Here is a 15,109-nt window from a genome sequence, read left to right on the forward strand (position 1 = left end):
CGGTCTGACACGCGTGAATGACCAGAAAGCCCCGGAGTGAGGCCGCAAACTGGATGAAAACAACTGAAGATATGATGCTGGCGCAAAAGCGCTCCGGCAGGAGTGATACCCACGCGAAATGCCCTATGGCGGGCTGTTGATCGTCTGGAACCATCGCGTCGCTAAAGGTTGCGACGCAGACAAGGCCACCTTATCCGAGTGGCCTGCGATCGGTCATGATGGACGTAATGATCTGCTTGACACGACCGAGATGGGCTTCCATGGCGCTTCTGGCCGCTTCATCCGATCCCGCCGCGATGGCTTCCGCAATCAGACGATGCTCGATATTCGAGGCAGCGCGCCGGTCAGCCATGACGTTCAGCAGTCCCGATTGCTGGCTGAGCGAATCGCGCGCATCAGAAAGAACCTTGGCGAAAACCGAATTGCCGGACGCTTCGGCAATGGCGCCGTGAAATTCGGAGTCCAGCTTGACCCATTTCTGCGCATCTTCCTGCGCATCCATCGCATCGCAAAGCTTCAGGATTCCAGCGAGTTGCTCACCCGTGCGCCGAACGGCGGCCCATCCGGCAGCAGGAACTTCGATATAGGGCCGGGCCTCGATGAGGTCGCGAGCGGAGTAACCGCCATAGCTCAGCTCCGGGCTTGGCCTGTCGGTCAGAACAAATGTGCCGCTGCCCGTCCGCGTCTGCGTCATTCCTAGCGTCTGCAAGGAGCGTAGCGCCTCACGCACAATGGGTCGACTAACGCCATATTTGCCAGCCAGATGCGTTTCGGCAGGCAAGCGCGTGCCAATGCTCAACCGCCCTGAGACGATTGCCAGACGCAAATCCTCAAAGACCGATTCCGCCGCGCTTTTACGGCTGATCGGACTTGTTTCTGATAAAAATTCCACCCCTGCACTCATGTCGCTAACCTTTTATAAACAGAAGATCATTGTCAAGGCATCCCAAGTGAACCTCAGCCGGTTTGACGAAACAATAAAAGCGAATACGCCTATTTTTTAAGCGCGCCGAAAAAGATTGCAAATCAATAGGCGCTGCGTCATCTATGCCCCATGACGCTGCGCGACCTGACCATATTGGTGATCGACGAAAACGCCATCCGCGCCTCCATTATCGAGGAGGGATTGCGCGAAGCGGGGCATGACCGTGTGACGGTCATTCACGAAGTGCACGGCGTGGCGCGCATCATAGAAACGCTGTGTCCGGATGTGATCGTCATCGATATCGAAAATCCCAATCGCGACATGATGGAGCATCTGTTCCAGCTCACCCGCACTGTCGGGCGACCCATCGCCATGTTTGTGGACCGATCCGACACAGCATCCATCGAGGCAGCCGTGGAGGCAGGCGTTTCGGCCTATATTGTGGATGGGCTGAAGAAAGAGCGCGTCAAACCCATTCTCGATATGGCCGTCAGCCGCTTCAATGCCTTCAGCCGCCTGAAGCAGGAACTGGCTGAGGCAAAATCGGCACTTGAGGATCGCAAGATCGTTGAGCGCGCAAAGGGCATCCTCATGAAGATGCGCGGTCTTTCCGAGGAAGAAGCCTTCGCGCTTTTGCGCCAGACGGCCATGAACGAAAAGAAAAAACTCTCCGATATCGCGCAAAGCGTGGTGACGGCGGCCGGTCTGTTGATGTGAACGGCTGACGGAGCGAAAGGAAGCAGACCATGACCAGCAACGGTCGCGTAGACAAAGCCCCGGCACTGATCGGCAATGATAGCCAGCGCACCTTGCGCGCCGGCTTCATTCCGCTTGTCGATGCCTCGGTGCTGATCGCGGCTGCAGAATTCGGCTTTGCGGAGCGTGAAGGCCTGACGCTGGATCTGGTGAAGGACGTTTCCTGGGCCAATGTGCGTGACCGGCTGGCGTTCCGGCAGTTCGATATTGCCCATATGCTGTCACCCATGCCCGTCGCATCCATGTTGGATCTCGGCTCCAACCCCTCCCCCACCATCACGCCCTTTTCTCTCGGACGTGGCGGTAACGCGATCACCCTGTCGACACGGCTGTTTTCACGCATGCGCGAGCTGACCGGGCTGTCCGAGACAGCAAGCGCACTGGAAAACGCAAATGCGCTGAGAACCCTTCTGCAAAACATGCGCCTGCGCGGCGAAGCCGTGCCGACCTTTGGCGTGACCTACCCCTTCTCATCCCACAATTACGAATTCCGCTATTGGCTGGCCGCTGGCGGCATTGACCCGGATCGCGACGTCAAACTTGTGGTCGTCCCGCCACCGCTCACATCGGATGCGCTGGCCGCCGGTGCCATCGAAGGCTTCTGCGTCGGCGCACCCTGGAACATGATTGCCAGCGCACGCGGCATTGGCCGCATCGTCGCCGCCAAGCAGGATATCTGGCCATCCGCACCGGAAAAGGTGGTGGGCATGCGACCCGATTGGGCGGAAACACAGCCGGAGGCGGTTTCACGCCTGCTGGTGGCGCTAGATGCGGCGGCACACTGGTGTGACGACATCGACAATCACGCCACCCTTTCAGAAACGCTTAGCTCTGCGAAATATATTGGCGCACCCGTGGAGATCCTGCGCCAGGTGCTGGCCGGTCGCTTCAGCGTGGATGCGCAAGGCAATCAGCGGGTGATTGAACGCTACTTCACCTTCCACGACACATTCGCCAACTACCCGCGCAAAAGTCAGGCGCTGTGGATCTACAGCCAGATGATCCGCTGGGGGCAGACGCGCTTCTCAAGGCAAGCAGCCGAGGCAGCCGCATCGGCCTACCGGACCGATCTTTATCGGCACGCGCTGGGATCGAGCAACGTCCCCGTCGAGCCGGATATCCGCGTGGAAGGCGATAGGGATGGCGACCGCTTCATGGATGGCCATGTGTTCGATCCCTCGGACATAGAGGCCTATGTCCGCGCCTTTCCAGTGCGCGCAGGAGACGGCAATATTTCTGGAAACGACGAGGCCTGAATTCGGCTTCCTGCACAAATGCTGCGCAAAAATGGATCACGCGCACTCAGCTGCGCAATTTCTAGGCCGTCGCTTTTCCTCGTAAAACACCCATCAACGCCTCTTCCTTTCCAGATTTAGCCTTTTCTAACAATCGCATAGTCTGACGCCACCAAAACTGGCACGGCGTTTGCTTTGTTTAAAATATCCGGTCAACGGCGATCGGAGATAAAAGCGCGTAACCGCTGCTTACCAACGACACAGACGTCGCAAGGTTTTTGCTGCCAGGGGTATCCCCCGGCAAATGCAATCTCCGAGCGGCGTTTTTTTGTTTTTGCACTTTCGCTTTTGCACTTGGGAAACAGGCGCCCTGACGGCGGCTTAAAAATGGGGAACATGAATGAAACCGACATTCACAAGCACTATAAGCCGCCGTGGCATGCTCAAGACAACGGCAACCGCCGCCCTGATCACCGCCATCCGCTCAGCCTTCCCATCCGGCGCATTCGCCGCAGCCGCAACGCCTGAAGTGACCGGCGCGAAGCTCGGCTATATTGCGCTGACGGATGCAGCGCCTCTCGTCGTTGCCGCCGAAAAAGGCCTCTTCGCCAAATATGGCATGCCCGATGTCGAGGTGGCCAAGCAGGCGTCGTGGGGTGCCACGCGTGATAACTTGGTGCTGGGCGGCGCGTCGAACGGCATTGATGGCGCGCATATTCTGACCCCCATGCCCTACCTCATGCACACCGGCAAGGTCACGCAGAACAATGTGCCCGTGCCGATGGCCATTCTCGCCCGCCTCAACCTCGACAGCCAGGGCATCTCGGTTGCCAAGGAATATGCCGAGACGGGGGTGCAACTGGATGCGTCCAAACTGAAGGCCGCTTTCGAGAAGAAAAAGGCCGAGGGCAACGAAATCAAGGCCGCCATGACCTTCCCCGGCGGCACGCATGATCTGTGGATCCGCTATTGGCTAGCCGCTGGCGGCATCAATCCTGACAAGGATGTCTCCACCATCGTCGTTCCGCCGCCGCAGATGGTTGCCAATATGAAGGTCGGCAACATGGATGTGTTCTGTGTGGGCGAACCCTGGAACGAGCAACTCGTCAATCAGAGCATCGGCTTTACGGCCTGCACCACGGGCGAACTGTGGAAAGGCCACCCGGAAAAGGCTCTCGGCATGCGCGCCGACTGGGTGGAGAAGAACCCGAATGCCGCAAAGGCCATCCTGATGGCCGTGATGGAAGCCCAGCAATGGTGCGACAGCATGGACAACAAGGGAGAGATGTCGGCCATTCTGGGCAAGCGCCAATGGTTCAACGTGCCGCCAAAAGACGTTCTGGGCCGCCTGAAGGGTGACATCAACTATGGCAACGGCCGCGTGGCGCAGGGCACCGATCTACAGATGAAGTTCTGGAAAGACGGCGCGTCCTACCCGTTCCAAAGCCATGACAGCTGGTTCCTGGCTGAAAACATTCGCTGGGGCAAGTTCGCACCCGATACCGACATCAAGGCGCTGGTCTCGCAGGTTAACCGCGAAGATCTGTGGCGCGAGGCCGCCAAGGGTCTGGGCGTGGCTGCTAGCGATATCCCGGCATCCAAGTCTCGCGGCAAGGAAACCTTCTTCGACGGCAAGGTCTTCGACCCGGAAAACCCATCTGCCTATCTCGACAGCCTTTCGATCAAGGCCGCCTCGTAATCACGACAGGATAAAACCATGACCGCAACTGCCCGCAAGACAGACAGCATGGCAACGGCCACCCCAATTCCGAAGAGCGGCACCGTGATTGCGATTGCCCGCCGCCCCGCGAGGGGTTTCAACCCGCGAAAGATTGCCGGGGCCATTGCCCGCAATGTTCTTCCTCCGCTCGTCGTGCTGGTGCTGCTGCTTGGCCTCTGGCAGGCGCTCTGTTCCGCCCCCGGCGCAACCTTGCCCCCGCCAAGCCAGGTGTTTCAGGAAAGCTATGACCTGATAGCCTATCCCTTCTTCGTCTATGGCTCGCAGGATATCGGCCTTGGCTGGCGGGTGCTGATTTCGCTGGAACGCGTCGCCTATGGCTTCGGTCTTGCCGCCATTGCCGGCGTCGTCCTCGGTGCCGTCGTCGGGCAATCCATCTGGGCCATGCGTGGCCTCGATCCCATCTTTCAGGTGCTGCGCACCGTGCCGCCGCTGGCTTGGCTGCCACTGTCGCTAGCTGCCTTTCAGGACAGCAATCCATCCGCGATTTTCGTGATCTTCATCACCTCCATCTGGCCCGTCATCATCAACACCGCCGTTGGCGTGCGCAACATTCCGCAGGATTATCGCAACGTGGCGCAGGTGCTGCGGCTGAACCAGCTGGAATTCTTCTACAAGATCATGCTGCCATCCGCCGCCCCTTACATCTTCACGGGCCTGCGCATCGGCGTCGGCCTCTCGTGGCTCGCCATCGTTGCAGCGGAAATGCTGACCGGCGGCGTCGGCATCGGCTTCTTCATCTGGGACGCGTGGAATTCCTCCCGCCTGCCCGACATCATCGTTGCACTCGCCTATATCGGCGTCGTCGGTTTTGTCCTCGACAAGCTGGTGGCAGCACTCGGCAATGTCGTCACCCGCGGCGCGGCAAACTGAGAAGGAGAACAGCATGAACGCCTATCTCAAGCTTGATCACATCGACAAATATTTCGACAAGGGCGGTGTCCGCGCCGAGGTGCTGAAGGGCATCAACCTCACCATCGACAAGGGAGAATTCGTCTCCGTCATCGGCCATTCCGGCTGTGGCAAGTCCACCATGCTCAACCTCATTGCGGGCCTGACCGAGGTCTCCTCCGGCGTCGTGCTTCTGGAAAATCGAGAGGTGAACGAACCCGGCCCGGAACGCGCCGTGGTGTTTCAAAACCACAGCCTGCTGCCATGGCTGACGGTCTATGAAAACGTCAATCTCGGTGTCGAAAAGGTCTTCCGCTATTCCAAGTCCAAAGCGGAGCGGCACGACTGGGTGATGCGCAATCTCGATCTCGTGCAGATGGCGCATGCGAAAGACAAGAAACCATCGGAAATTTCCGGCGGCATGAAACAGCGCGTCGGCATTGCTCGGGCGCTGGCCATGGAGCCGAAAATCCTGCTGCTGGATGAGCCATTCGGCGCGCTCGATGCCCTGACCCGCGCCCATTTGCAGGATGCGGTGATGGAAATCCATTCCCGTCTTGGCAACACCATGGTCATGATTACCCACGATGTCGACGAGGCCGTTCTGCTGTCGGATCGCATCGTGATGATGACCAACGGACCTGCCGCCCATATCGGTGAAATTCTCGACGTGCCGCTGCCAAGGCCGCGCCATCGCATCGAGCTTGCCTCCGACCGAACCTACCTCAAATGCCGCGAAGCCGTGCTGAAGTTCCTCTACGAACGTCACCGCTTCGTCGAAGCTGCGGAGTAAACACCCATGACAGAAAGACTTGTCATCATCGGAAACGGCATGGCCCCAGGGCGGATGCTGGAAGAACTTTTCGAGAAAGCCCCAGATCATTATCAGGTCACGATTTTCAACGCGGAACCCCGCGTCAATTACGACCGCATCATGCTCTCGCCGGTGCTTTCGGGCGAGAAGACCTATGAGGACATCATCATCCATGGCGATGGATGGTACATCCAGCACGGCATAACGCTCTATAAGGGCCACCGCATCGTCAACATCGACCGCGTGGCCAAGACAGTGACGTCAGACCATGGCGTAACCGAACCCTACGAAAAGCTTGTCATCGCCACCGGCTCCGTGCCCTTCATCATTCCGGTTCCAGGCAAGGACCTGCCCGGCGTCATCACCTATCGCGATCTCGATGATGTGGATGCCATGCTGTTGGCGGCCCAATCCCGCGCAAAGGCTGTCGTCATCGGCGGCGGATTGTTGGGGCTCGAAGCGGCAGCCGGACTTTCCATGCGCGGCATGGACGTGACGGTGCTGCATGTGATGCCGACGCTGATGGAGCGCCAGCTCGACCCGGCGGCGGGTTACCTTCTTCAGAAGGCCATGGAAGACCGTGGCATCAAGGTCATCACCAAGGCCAACACGAAGCAGATCATCGGCAATGATAGGGTGGAAGGCATCGAACTCGACAATGGCACCATCATTCCAGCCACGCTGGTGGTGATGGCGGTCGGCATACGCCCCAATATTGGCCTTGCGAAGGATGCGGGCCTTGCCGTCAATCGCGGTATTGTCGTGGATGCGGGCATGCGCACATCGGATGGAGATATTCTGTCCGTTGGTGAATGCGCTGAAGTGGACGGCATGGTCTATGGCCTCGTCGCACCGCTTTACGAAATGGCGCGGGTGGCGGCGGCACATCTGGCTGGCGATACAACGCCTGCCTTCGTCCATGCGGACACTCCGACCAAGCTGAAGATCACCGGCATCAACCTCTTTTCCATCGGTGACTTTGCCGATGGTGATGACCGCGAGGAAATCGTGCTGCGCGATGCCACCGCCGGCGTCTACAAACGCGTCATTTTGAAAGACAACCGTATCATTGGCACGGTTCTCTACGGTGAAACCTCCGATGGCGCCTGGTTCAACGACCTGAAGAAAAAGGGCGTCGATATCTCCGCCATGCGCGACACTCTCATTTTCGGCCAGTCCTATCAGGGAGGGTCCCCACTGGACCCTATGGCGGCCGTTGCAGCCTTGCCGGATGATGCGGAAATCTGTGGCTGTAACGGCGTTTGCAAGAGCAAGATCACCTCAACCATTACATCGAAGGGGCTGACATCTCTCGATGATGTGCGCGCTCACACCAAGGCATCGGCCTCCTGCGGTTCCTGCACGGGCCTTGTCGAGCAATTGATGACGCTGACTCTGGGCGACAGCTACAATCCCGCTGCTGTTCAGCCGATGTGCAATTGCACGGACCTTGGCCATGACGATGTACGCCGTCTGATCAAGGCCAAGGGGCTTAAAACCATTCCTGCCGTGATGCAGGAACTGGAATGGAAGACCTCCTGCGGCTGCGCCAAATGTCGCCCCGCGCTCAATTATTATCTCGTATCCGACTGGCCGGATGAATATGCCGACGACTACCAGTCGCGCTACATCAACGAGCGTGTTCACGCCAATATCCAGAAGGACGGCACCTATTCCGTCGTGCCGCGCATGTGGGGCGGCGTGACCAATGCCAATGAGCTGCGCGCCATTGCCGATGTGGTCGACAAGTTCGAGATACCGATGGTGAAGGTGACCGGTGGCCAGCGTATCGATCTCTTGGGCATCGAAAAAGAAGACCTGCCCGCCGTCTGGGCCGACCTCGGCAAGGCCGGTTTCATTTCCGGTCAGGCCTATGCCAAGGGCCTGCGCACCGTCAAAACCTGCGTCGGCTCAGACTGGTGCCGCTTCGGCACGCAGGATTCGACCGGCTTTGGCATTCGCGTGGAAAAATTCATGTGGGGCTCATGGACGCCTGCCAAGCTGAAGCTGGCCGTTTCCGGCTGCCCGCGCAACTGCGCCGAAGCCACCTGCAAGGACATCGGCGTCATCTGCGTCGATAGCGGTTATGAAATCCACTTCGCCGGTGCAGCAGGCCTCGACATCAAGGGCACGGAAATTCTCGGCCTCGTCAAAACCGAGGATGAGGCGCTGGAGCACATTGTAGCACTGACGCAGATGTACCGCGAACAGGGCCGCTACCTCGAGCGCATCTACAAATGGGCCAAGCGCATCGGCTACGACGAAGTTCGACGCCAGATCATTGATGATGCGGACAAGCGCAAGGCCTATTTCGAGCGCTTCGTCTTCAGCCAGAAATTCGCGCAGGTCGATCCATGGTCTGAGCGTGTGTCGGGCGAACACAAGCACGAGTTCAAACCCATGGCGACCATTGGCTTCAATCAAGCCGCGGAGTGACCGCCGGCCAATGAGGCAGACCGGACACATGGGCAATCGGGTGGGGCGAAAAGAGGAGTTTCGCCCCACCTGAAATTCTCACGGCAAACACGGGACGAAAATGATGAACTGGGTCGATATTGGCGATATCTCAGACATTCCCTTGCGCGGCGCGCGCTGCGTCAAAACACCCTCCGGCAAGATCGCCGTCTTCCGCACGGCGGAAAACGATGTCTATGCCATCGAAGACCATTGCCCCCACAAGGGTGGGCCTCTCTCACAAGGCATCGTGCATGGCGCATCGGTCACCTGCCCGCTGCACAACTGGGTGATTTCGCTGGAAACCGGCAAGGCGCTGGGCGCGGATGAGGGTGCGGTGCGCACCATCCCAGTTCGCAATGTGGACGGCAAGCTTTCGATTGCGTTTGAAAGCCTCATGATTGCAGCGGAGTGACCATGGCAAACGAGGTCAAGACCACCTGTCCCTATTGCGGCGTTGGCTGCGGCGTCATCGCGAAGATGGAAGACGATGGCGCTGTTACCGTCAAAGGCGATCCTGATCATCCCGCCAATCTGGGACGGCTCTGTTCCAAGGGTTCGGCGCTCGCCGAAACCATCGATCTGGACGGACGTCTTCTGCATCCGCAGGTCAATGGTGAGCAGGTGACATGGAACAGTGCGCTTGATCTCGTGGCCTCGAAATTTTCCGAGGCCATTGCCGAACACGGGCCTGATGCGGTTGCCTTCTACGTCTCGGGCCAATTGCTGACGGAAGATTATTACGTCGCCAACAAGCTAATGAAAGGCTTCATCGGATCAGCCAATATCGATACCAATTCGCGGCTTTGCATGTCGTCATCCGTCGCAGGCCACCGCCGCGCCTTCGGCTCGGATACGGTACCGGGTCTCTACGAAGATATATTCGAAGCCGATCTGGTCATCCTCACCGGCTCCAATCTGGCCTGGTGTCACCCTGTCATCTACCAGCGTCTGGCCGCGGCCAAAGTTGAGCGACCGCAGATGCGGATTGTCGTGATCGACCCACGCCGAACCATGACCTGCGATATAGCCGACATGCATCTGGCCGTCCGACCGGATGGCGATGTGGCGCTGTTTACCGGACTTCTGGCCCATCTGGCCAAGTGCCGCGCCATCCATCAGACCTATGTGGAAAACTTCACCAGCGGTTTCGACGCCGCAGTCCAGTCCGCCGGAGACTACAGCCTCACCGATATCGCAGAAGCAACCGGGCTGACCATTGCCGAACTCACCGAGTTCTATGATCTGTTCGAGCGCACGCAAAAGACCGTCACATGCTACAGCCAGGGCGTCAATCAATCAGCCAGCGGCACGGACAAGGTCAACGCCATCATCAATTGCCATCTGGCAACCGGCCGCATTGGCAGGCCGGGAATGGGGCCGTTCTCTCTGACAGGCCAGCCAAACGCCATGGGCGGCCGCGAAGTCGGCGGCCTTGCCAATATGCTGGCAGCCCATATGCATATCGAAAGTGCTGAGGATCGCAGCCGCGTCCAGCGCTTCTGGAATTCACCCGTCATTGCCGACAAGCCGGGCTTGAAAGCCGTGGACATGTTCAAAGCCGTGGCCGATGGCCGCATCAAGGCAATCTGGATCATGGCCACCAACCCCGTTGTTTCCATGCCGGATGCAAGTGCGGTTGAAGCGGCGCTCAAGGCCTGCCCATTCGTCGTCGTGTCAGACATGTTTGCAACCACAGACACTGCAAAATACGCCCATGTCCTCTTGCCCTCGCTTGGCTGGGGGGAAAAGGACGGCACGGTCACCAATTCTGAACGGCGGATTTCCCGCCAGCGCGGTTACCTTCCCGCACCGGGAAAGGCTGCGGCAGACTGGTGGCAATTGTCGCAGGTTGGCCAGCGCATGGGGTTCACAGACGCATTCGCCTACACAAATCCCGCAGATATTTTTGCAGAACATGCGGCATTGTCGGCATTCGAAAACGACGGCACGCGCGATTTCGATATCGGGGCCTTTGCGGCGCTGACGCCCGCGACCTACGAGGACCTGCTACCTTTCAATTGGCCGCAGCCTGTGTCTGGAGCCACGCAAACCACACGGTTCTTCGCAGACGGAAAATTCTTCCATTCCGATGGCAAGGCCCGCTTCATAACCACCGCCCTGCCCCGGACATCGCGCATCAGCGCCGCCTTTCCGCTCACTCTCAATACAGGCCGCATTCGTGACCAGTGGCACACCATGACGCGGACCGGAAAAAGCGCCCGCCTTTCCGCACATATGGCCGAGCCCTTTGCGGAAATTCACCCTCGTGACGCCATGGAGGCGGGCATAGAGACAGCTGATCTTGTGAAAGTCGAAAGCCCGCTTGGCGACATCATCGTGCGCGCCCTCGTCACAGAACGGCAAAGAGCGGGCAACGTCTTCGTGCCCATGCACTGGAACGATCAGTTCGCGGCCAATGCGCGCGTGGACAAACTAGTTCCGCCGCTGACCGACGCTTTCTCCGGGCAGCCAGCATCGAAAAACATTGCCGTAAAAATGCGGCGCTTTGACGTGAAATCCTATGGCTTTGCTGTATCAAGCCAAATGCCGGACACGCCCGATTGCGCCTATTGGGCGGTGGCCAGGGCGCAAGACGGCTACCGCCTCGAACTGGGCTTTGATGAAACGCCGGATGACTGGACCCAATGGGCGCGCAAGGTATTAGGTATTGCTCCCCATATCGAACCAGTGGGATATGCCGACAGAAAGGGAGCGCAGGTCCGCCTTGCCTTCTTTGACGGAAACAAGCTGCTGGCCGCAATTTTCATCGCAGACACGCCCGTTTCCGTTGCGCGAAGCTGGGCCGTCTCGCAACTTTCAGCCAGCCATGATGATATCCGCGCCCGCTTTGGCCTTGTTGCTGGCAGGCCGGGCGCACATGGTGCAGATCCGGGTGCCACCGTCTGCTCCTGCTTCGGTGTCGGTATCAACCAGATCACGGCTGCCATCCGTGAAGGCTGCCGATCCGTTGAGAGTGTGGGCGCAGCTACGTGTGCTGGAACAAATTGCGGCTCGTGTCGCGCTGAAATCCGTGGATTGATCGATGTTTGTCTGAAAACCGCCGCGCAGTGACTGCAAAGGGTTGCGATTGGCGGCGATATGGACTGTGGTGCCGCAGAACCGAATCTCAAAGAAGACATGCGTGCACACTGATCCCTTCCATATTCTGAAAACCGTCTATGGTTACGATACGTTCCGTGGCCAGCAGGCAGACATCGTCCAACACGTGATTGCCGGTAACAACGCCTTCGTGCTGATGCCAACAGGCGGCGGCAAATCCCTGTGTTACCAGATCCCGGCCCTGTGCCGCCCCGGAATGGGGCTTGTCGTTTCTCCGCTGATCGCGCTGATGGTGGATCAGGTTGCCGCTCTGCGCCAGGCAGGTGTCAGAGCCGAAGCGCTCAACTCCAATCTCTTGCCGGATGAGCGCCGCGCATTATGGGCCGATATCCGCGCCGGTAAGGTGAGCATTCTCTACGCCGCGCCCGAAACATTGCTGAAAGCGGACGTGCTCGATGCACTGGAAAGCGTATCCCTGTCGCTCATCGCCATCGACGAAGCACATTGCCTGTCTCAATGGGGTCATGATTTTCGCCCGCCATACCGGCAACTGGATTTGCTGACAGAGCGGTTTCCGAACACGCCACGTATGGCGCTGACAGCCACGGCAGACGAGCCGACCCGCGCCGAAATTCTCGAACATATGCGGATCGACGCCAAGGATGCGTTTATTGCCGGGTTTGACCGGCCGAATATCCGCTATGCGATTATGGAAAAGGACAATCCAAGGGCGCAGGTCAAACGCTTCCTGAGAGATCATCAGGATCAAAGCGGCATCATCTACTGCCTGTCGAAACGCAAGACGGAAGAGACAGCCGAGTGGTTGCGCAGCGAAGGCTACGATGCCCTCTCCTATCATGCGGGCATGTCCCGTGAAGATCGGGAAGCAAACCAGACCCGCTTTCAGCACGGCGAGGCCATCATCATGGTGGCAACAATCGCTTTCGGAATGGGCATCGATAAGCCCGATGTCCGCTTTGTGGTGCACATCGATTTGCCAAGCAGCATCGAGGCCTATTATCAGGAAACGGGCCGCGCCGGTCGCGACGGCTTGGCGTCAGATGTTCTGATGATGTATGGCTCAGACGATATTGCCCTGCGCAATCGCTTTATCGAAGAGTCCGATGCGCCCGACCAGCGCAAACATATGGAACGGCAAAAGCTGGACGCCCTGCTCGGCCTTGCCGAAACGGCGGGATGCCGAAGACAGGCACTGCTTTCCTATTTCGGTGATAGCTGCGAACCCTGCGGCAATTGCGATACCTGCGCCGAACCACCAGAACTGTTCGATGGGGCCATCGCGGCCCAGAAAATCCTGTCCTGCGTCTACCGAACGGGAGAACGCTTTGGACAGGCCTACATCATCAGCGTTCTGCTCGGTGCTGAAGATGAGCGCATAACACGCTTCGGCCACGACAAGATTTCTACCTATGGCATCGGCAAGGAGCACGATAACCGCACATGGCGCGCAATCCTGCGCCAACTCATTGCTGCGCGCCTGATCGAAGTCGATCTTGCAGGCCATGGCGGGCTATCGATATCCGACACGGGACGGGATTTTCTGCGCGAAAAACCAACTCTGATGCTGCGAAAACCACAGGCCCCTCGCAAAACCAGCCGTGACCGGCAATCAAGCGGTGCCAAAACGGTCGATCTGCCAGTCGAAGATGCGGCCCTGTTTCAGGCGCTGCGGGAGCGGCGCATGGAAATCGCACGCACGCAGAACCTCCCGCCCTATGTCATCTTTCACGATAAGACGCTTATCGAACTCGCGGGCGCCAGACCCACCTCCCGCAGTGAAATGGCAGAAGTGCCTGGCGTTGGTGAGGCAAAACTGGTCCGATACGGCCCCGCTTTTCTGGAAGTCATCGCAGAGTTTCAGTCCCGATGATCAATCATGAGACGGTGGAAGCCACCGCCTCACGAGACAGGATCTAAATGGGCAAGACTATGCGGATCAGAACGCGTGTCTTAGGCAGCAACAGGCTCGCTGACATCATCGAGCAAGAAGTGCACGATTACATAAGGTATCTGGAACGGCTTGCCGCTATCTGACATTTCTTCCTCAGAACCGCCATCGACGGGATGCCATTTCTGATAGTGAGGATTGTTGGCTATCAGCGTGATAGCCTTACCAGACATTTGTCCCTCGAGACGGTAACGCGCCTCCGCAAGCGGCCAGATACGTTCATAATCGCTCTGCGTCATCCGCACTTTCAATGCCTGCCGCCGGGTCGCTTGCCCATTGGGTTGCCCAGCGGGTGCTGACGCAGGCACATCCAGCGTCACCTCCTGCGCATCTTTCAAAATAGAATTAAATTCATCAGGCCAAGTCCGTCTCATGAAATGCTCCTCCCAGGCTTTTCTTTGTCAGCCTAGGAAATATAGCGCGTCTATGACAGCAAGCAATCCCGTTTGTGTTGGAGGAGAAACGGTGCGTCGACCCTTAGATAGGGAATTGGGCTTTGCGACCGAGAAGTCGGGGCAAAGTTCCGAGCCGAGTTCGCTTCACTCCCTAGTCCACTCGATGGGCCCAAGTTGACGTCAAGTGCAATATTTCAACGGAGCAAGGCCAAAACAAAATACGAAGCTATCCGCAAAAGTTGCATGATTTACTTCGGATTTCATTATTTCCGATGTGGAAAGGTGAGACGCTACGCCTAACGAAGTATTTGCCGATACGAGAACTTTCTCAGTGCTTGCTGCCACAACAACTGAATCCAAGGAACATACATGAAGCTAATCCTCACTGTGCCCCTGTCACTGGTGCTCATGTCCCTAAACAGCTGCACAACGTCGCCGATCAGTCCACTGGGCTCTAATCAAAATTCTGATGCCTGCGGCGCGTCTCAATATCAAAAATATGTCGGCGGTCCATCCTCCGCTACATCCGCCTTGAAGATTCCCGACAACTCACGCCATTAGGGACGGCATGAACGCACCGCGGCTGATACACCGTCACGGCTGAACTTTGTGCATAGTGGTACAGCCGTCGAAAGCGTTACAAATCCCAAGTCGACCGTTGTGAGGGTTTTCTGCGGTTGAAGACCGCAAACCCTCAATGCGATTTTGCGTTAAACAGTCAGGATGGCATATCGCGAAGACGGAACTGCGCTTTATTCATAGATAAAAAAAGCCCGTCAGCGATTGCTCACAGGCTTAACAATTTAGGGTGTTAACCAATATTTTTGGTTGCGGGGGCAGGATTTGAACCTGCGGCCTTCAGGTTATGA

11 protein-coding genes are annotated in these 15,109 nt (G+C 57.9%); 9 read left to right on the top strand and 2 right to left on the bottom strand.

Annotation, left to right across the window (positions count from 1 at the left end):
• Positions 1-190 precede the first annotated feature (190 nt).
• Positions 191-904: a FadR/GntR family transcriptional regulator gene (locus RQI55_RS19400; protein ID WP_243254991.1), complete on the bottom strand. Its 714-nt coding sequence runs from the start codon at positions 902-904 to the stop codon at positions 191-193.
• Between the two features lie 150 nt (positions 905-1,054).
• Between RQI55_RS19400 and RQI55_RS19405 the strand changes: the two genes are divergently transcribed.
• The 9 genes from RQI55_RS19405 to recQ all read left to right on the top strand — a co-directional run bounded on the left by RQI55_RS19405 (position 1,055) and on the right by recQ (position 13,767).
• On the top strand, positions 1,055-1,642 hold the full coding sequence (locus tag RQI55_RS19405; RefSeq protein ID WP_243254990.1) for an ANTAR domain-containing response regulator: 588 nt from the start codon (positions 1,055-1,057) through the stop codon (positions 1,640-1,642).
• A gap of 29 nt (positions 1,643-1,671) precedes the next feature.
• The gene (locus RQI55_RS19410) at positions 1,672-2,937 is read left to right on the top strand and encodes a CmpA/NrtA family ABC transporter substrate-binding protein (RefSeq protein WP_243254989.1); all 1,266 of its coding nucleotides are present in this window, start codon (positions 1,672-1,674) and stop codon (positions 2,935-2,937) included.
• Between the two features lie 379 nt (positions 2,938-3,316).
• The gene (locus RQI55_RS19415) at positions 3,317-4,615 is read left to right on the top strand and encodes a CmpA/NrtA family ABC transporter substrate-binding protein (protein WP_243254988.1); all 1,299 of its coding nucleotides are present in this window, start codon (positions 3,317-3,319) and stop codon (positions 4,613-4,615) included.
• 48 nt (positions 4,616-4,663) lie between these two features.
• Complete coding sequence (ntrB, locus tag RQI55_RS19420) at positions 4,664-5,527, top strand: nitrate ABC transporter permease (protein ID WP_409233756.1); 864 nt, start codon at positions 4,664-4,666, stop codon at positions 5,525-5,527.
• A 13-nt stretch (positions 5,528-5,540) separates the two neighbouring features.
• Positions 5,541-6,338, top strand: coding sequence for an ABC transporter ATP-binding protein (locus RQI55_RS19425; protein ID WP_243254986.1), 798 nt, complete (start codon positions 5,541-5,543; stop codon positions 6,336-6,338).
• 6 nt (positions 6,339-6,344) lie between these two features.
• Positions 6,345-8,795, top strand: coding sequence for a nitrite reductase large subunit NirB (nirB, locus tag RQI55_RS19430; protein WP_243254985.1), 2,451 nt, complete (start codon positions 6,345-6,347; stop codon positions 8,793-8,795).
• A 103-nt stretch (positions 8,796-8,898) separates the two neighbouring features.
• Complete coding sequence (nirD, locus tag RQI55_RS19435; RefSeq protein WP_243254984.1) at positions 8,899-9,228, top strand: nitrite reductase small subunit NirD; 330 nt, start codon at positions 8,899-8,901, stop codon at positions 9,226-9,228.
• A 2-nt stretch (positions 9,229-9,230) separates the two neighbouring features.
• Positions 9,231-11,888 carry a nitrate reductase gene (locus tag RQI55_RS19440; protein ID WP_243254983.1) on the top strand — a complete coding sequence of 886 codons (2,658 nt, stop codon included), beginning with the start codon at positions 9,231-9,233 and terminating at the stop codon, positions 11,886-11,888.
• Positions 11,889-11,958: 70 nt separating this feature from the next.
• Positions 11,959-13,767 carry a DNA helicase RecQ gene (gene recQ, locus RQI55_RS19445; protein ID WP_243254982.1) on the top strand — a complete coding sequence of 603 codons (1,809 nt, stop codon included), beginning with the start codon at positions 11,959-11,961 and terminating at the stop codon, positions 13,765-13,767.
• Between the two features lie 80 nt (positions 13,768-13,847).
• Here the strand turns inward: recQ and RQI55_RS19450 are convergent, their stop codons facing one another.
• Positions 13,848-14,219 (bottom strand): hypothetical protein, encoded by a 372-nt coding sequence (locus RQI55_RS19450; RefSeq protein WP_243254981.1) that lies wholly within the window; start codon positions 14,217-14,219, stop codon positions 13,848-13,850.
• Positions 14,220-15,109: the final 890 nt, after the last annotated feature.

It is taken from the genome of Rhizobium sp. WCS2018Hpa-16, assembly GCF_031843705.1.
In the GTDB taxonomy this organism is placed as follows: Bacteria; Pseudomonadota; Alphaproteobacteria; order Rhizobiales; family Rhizobiaceae; genus Agrobacterium; species Agrobacterium tumefaciens_C.

Coding starts and splice junctions, on each gene's coding strand:
- RQI55_RS19405 (WP_243254990.1), top strand. CDS start 1,055: ATGACGCTGCGCGACCTGACCATATTGGTGATCGACGAAAACGCCATC.
- RQI55_RS19425 (WP_243254986.1), top strand. CDS start 5,541: ATGAACGCCTATCTCAAGCTTGATCACATCGACAAATATTTCGACAAG.
- nirB (WP_243254985.1), top strand. CDS start 6,345: ATGACAGAAAGACTTGTCATCATCGGAAACGGCATGGCCCCAGGGCGG.
- ntrB (WP_409233756.1), top strand. CDS start 4,664: ATGGCAACGGCCACCCCAATTCCGAAGAGCGGCACCGTGATTGCGATT.
- RQI55_RS19440 (WP_243254983.1), top strand. CDS start 9,231: ATGGCAAACGAGGTCAAGACCACCTGTCCCTATTGCGGCGTTGGCTGC.
- RQI55_RS19450 (WP_243254981.1), bottom strand. CDS start 14,219: ATGAGACGGACTTGGCCTGATGAATTTAATTCTATTTTGAAAGATGCG.
- RQI55_RS19415 (WP_243254988.1), top strand. CDS start 3,317: ATGAAACCGACATTCACAAGCACTATAAGCCGCCGTGGCATGCTCAAG.
- RQI55_RS19400 (WP_243254991.1), bottom strand. CDS start 904: ATGAGTGCAGGGGTGGAATTTTTATCAGAAACAAGTCCGATCAGCCGT.
- RQI55_RS19410 (WP_243254989.1), top strand. CDS start 1,672: ATGACCAGCAACGGTCGCGTAGACAAAGCCCCGGCACTGATCGGCAAT.
- nirD (WP_243254984.1), top strand. CDS start 8,899: ATGAACTGGGTCGATATTGGCGATATCTCAGACATTCCCTTGCGCGGC.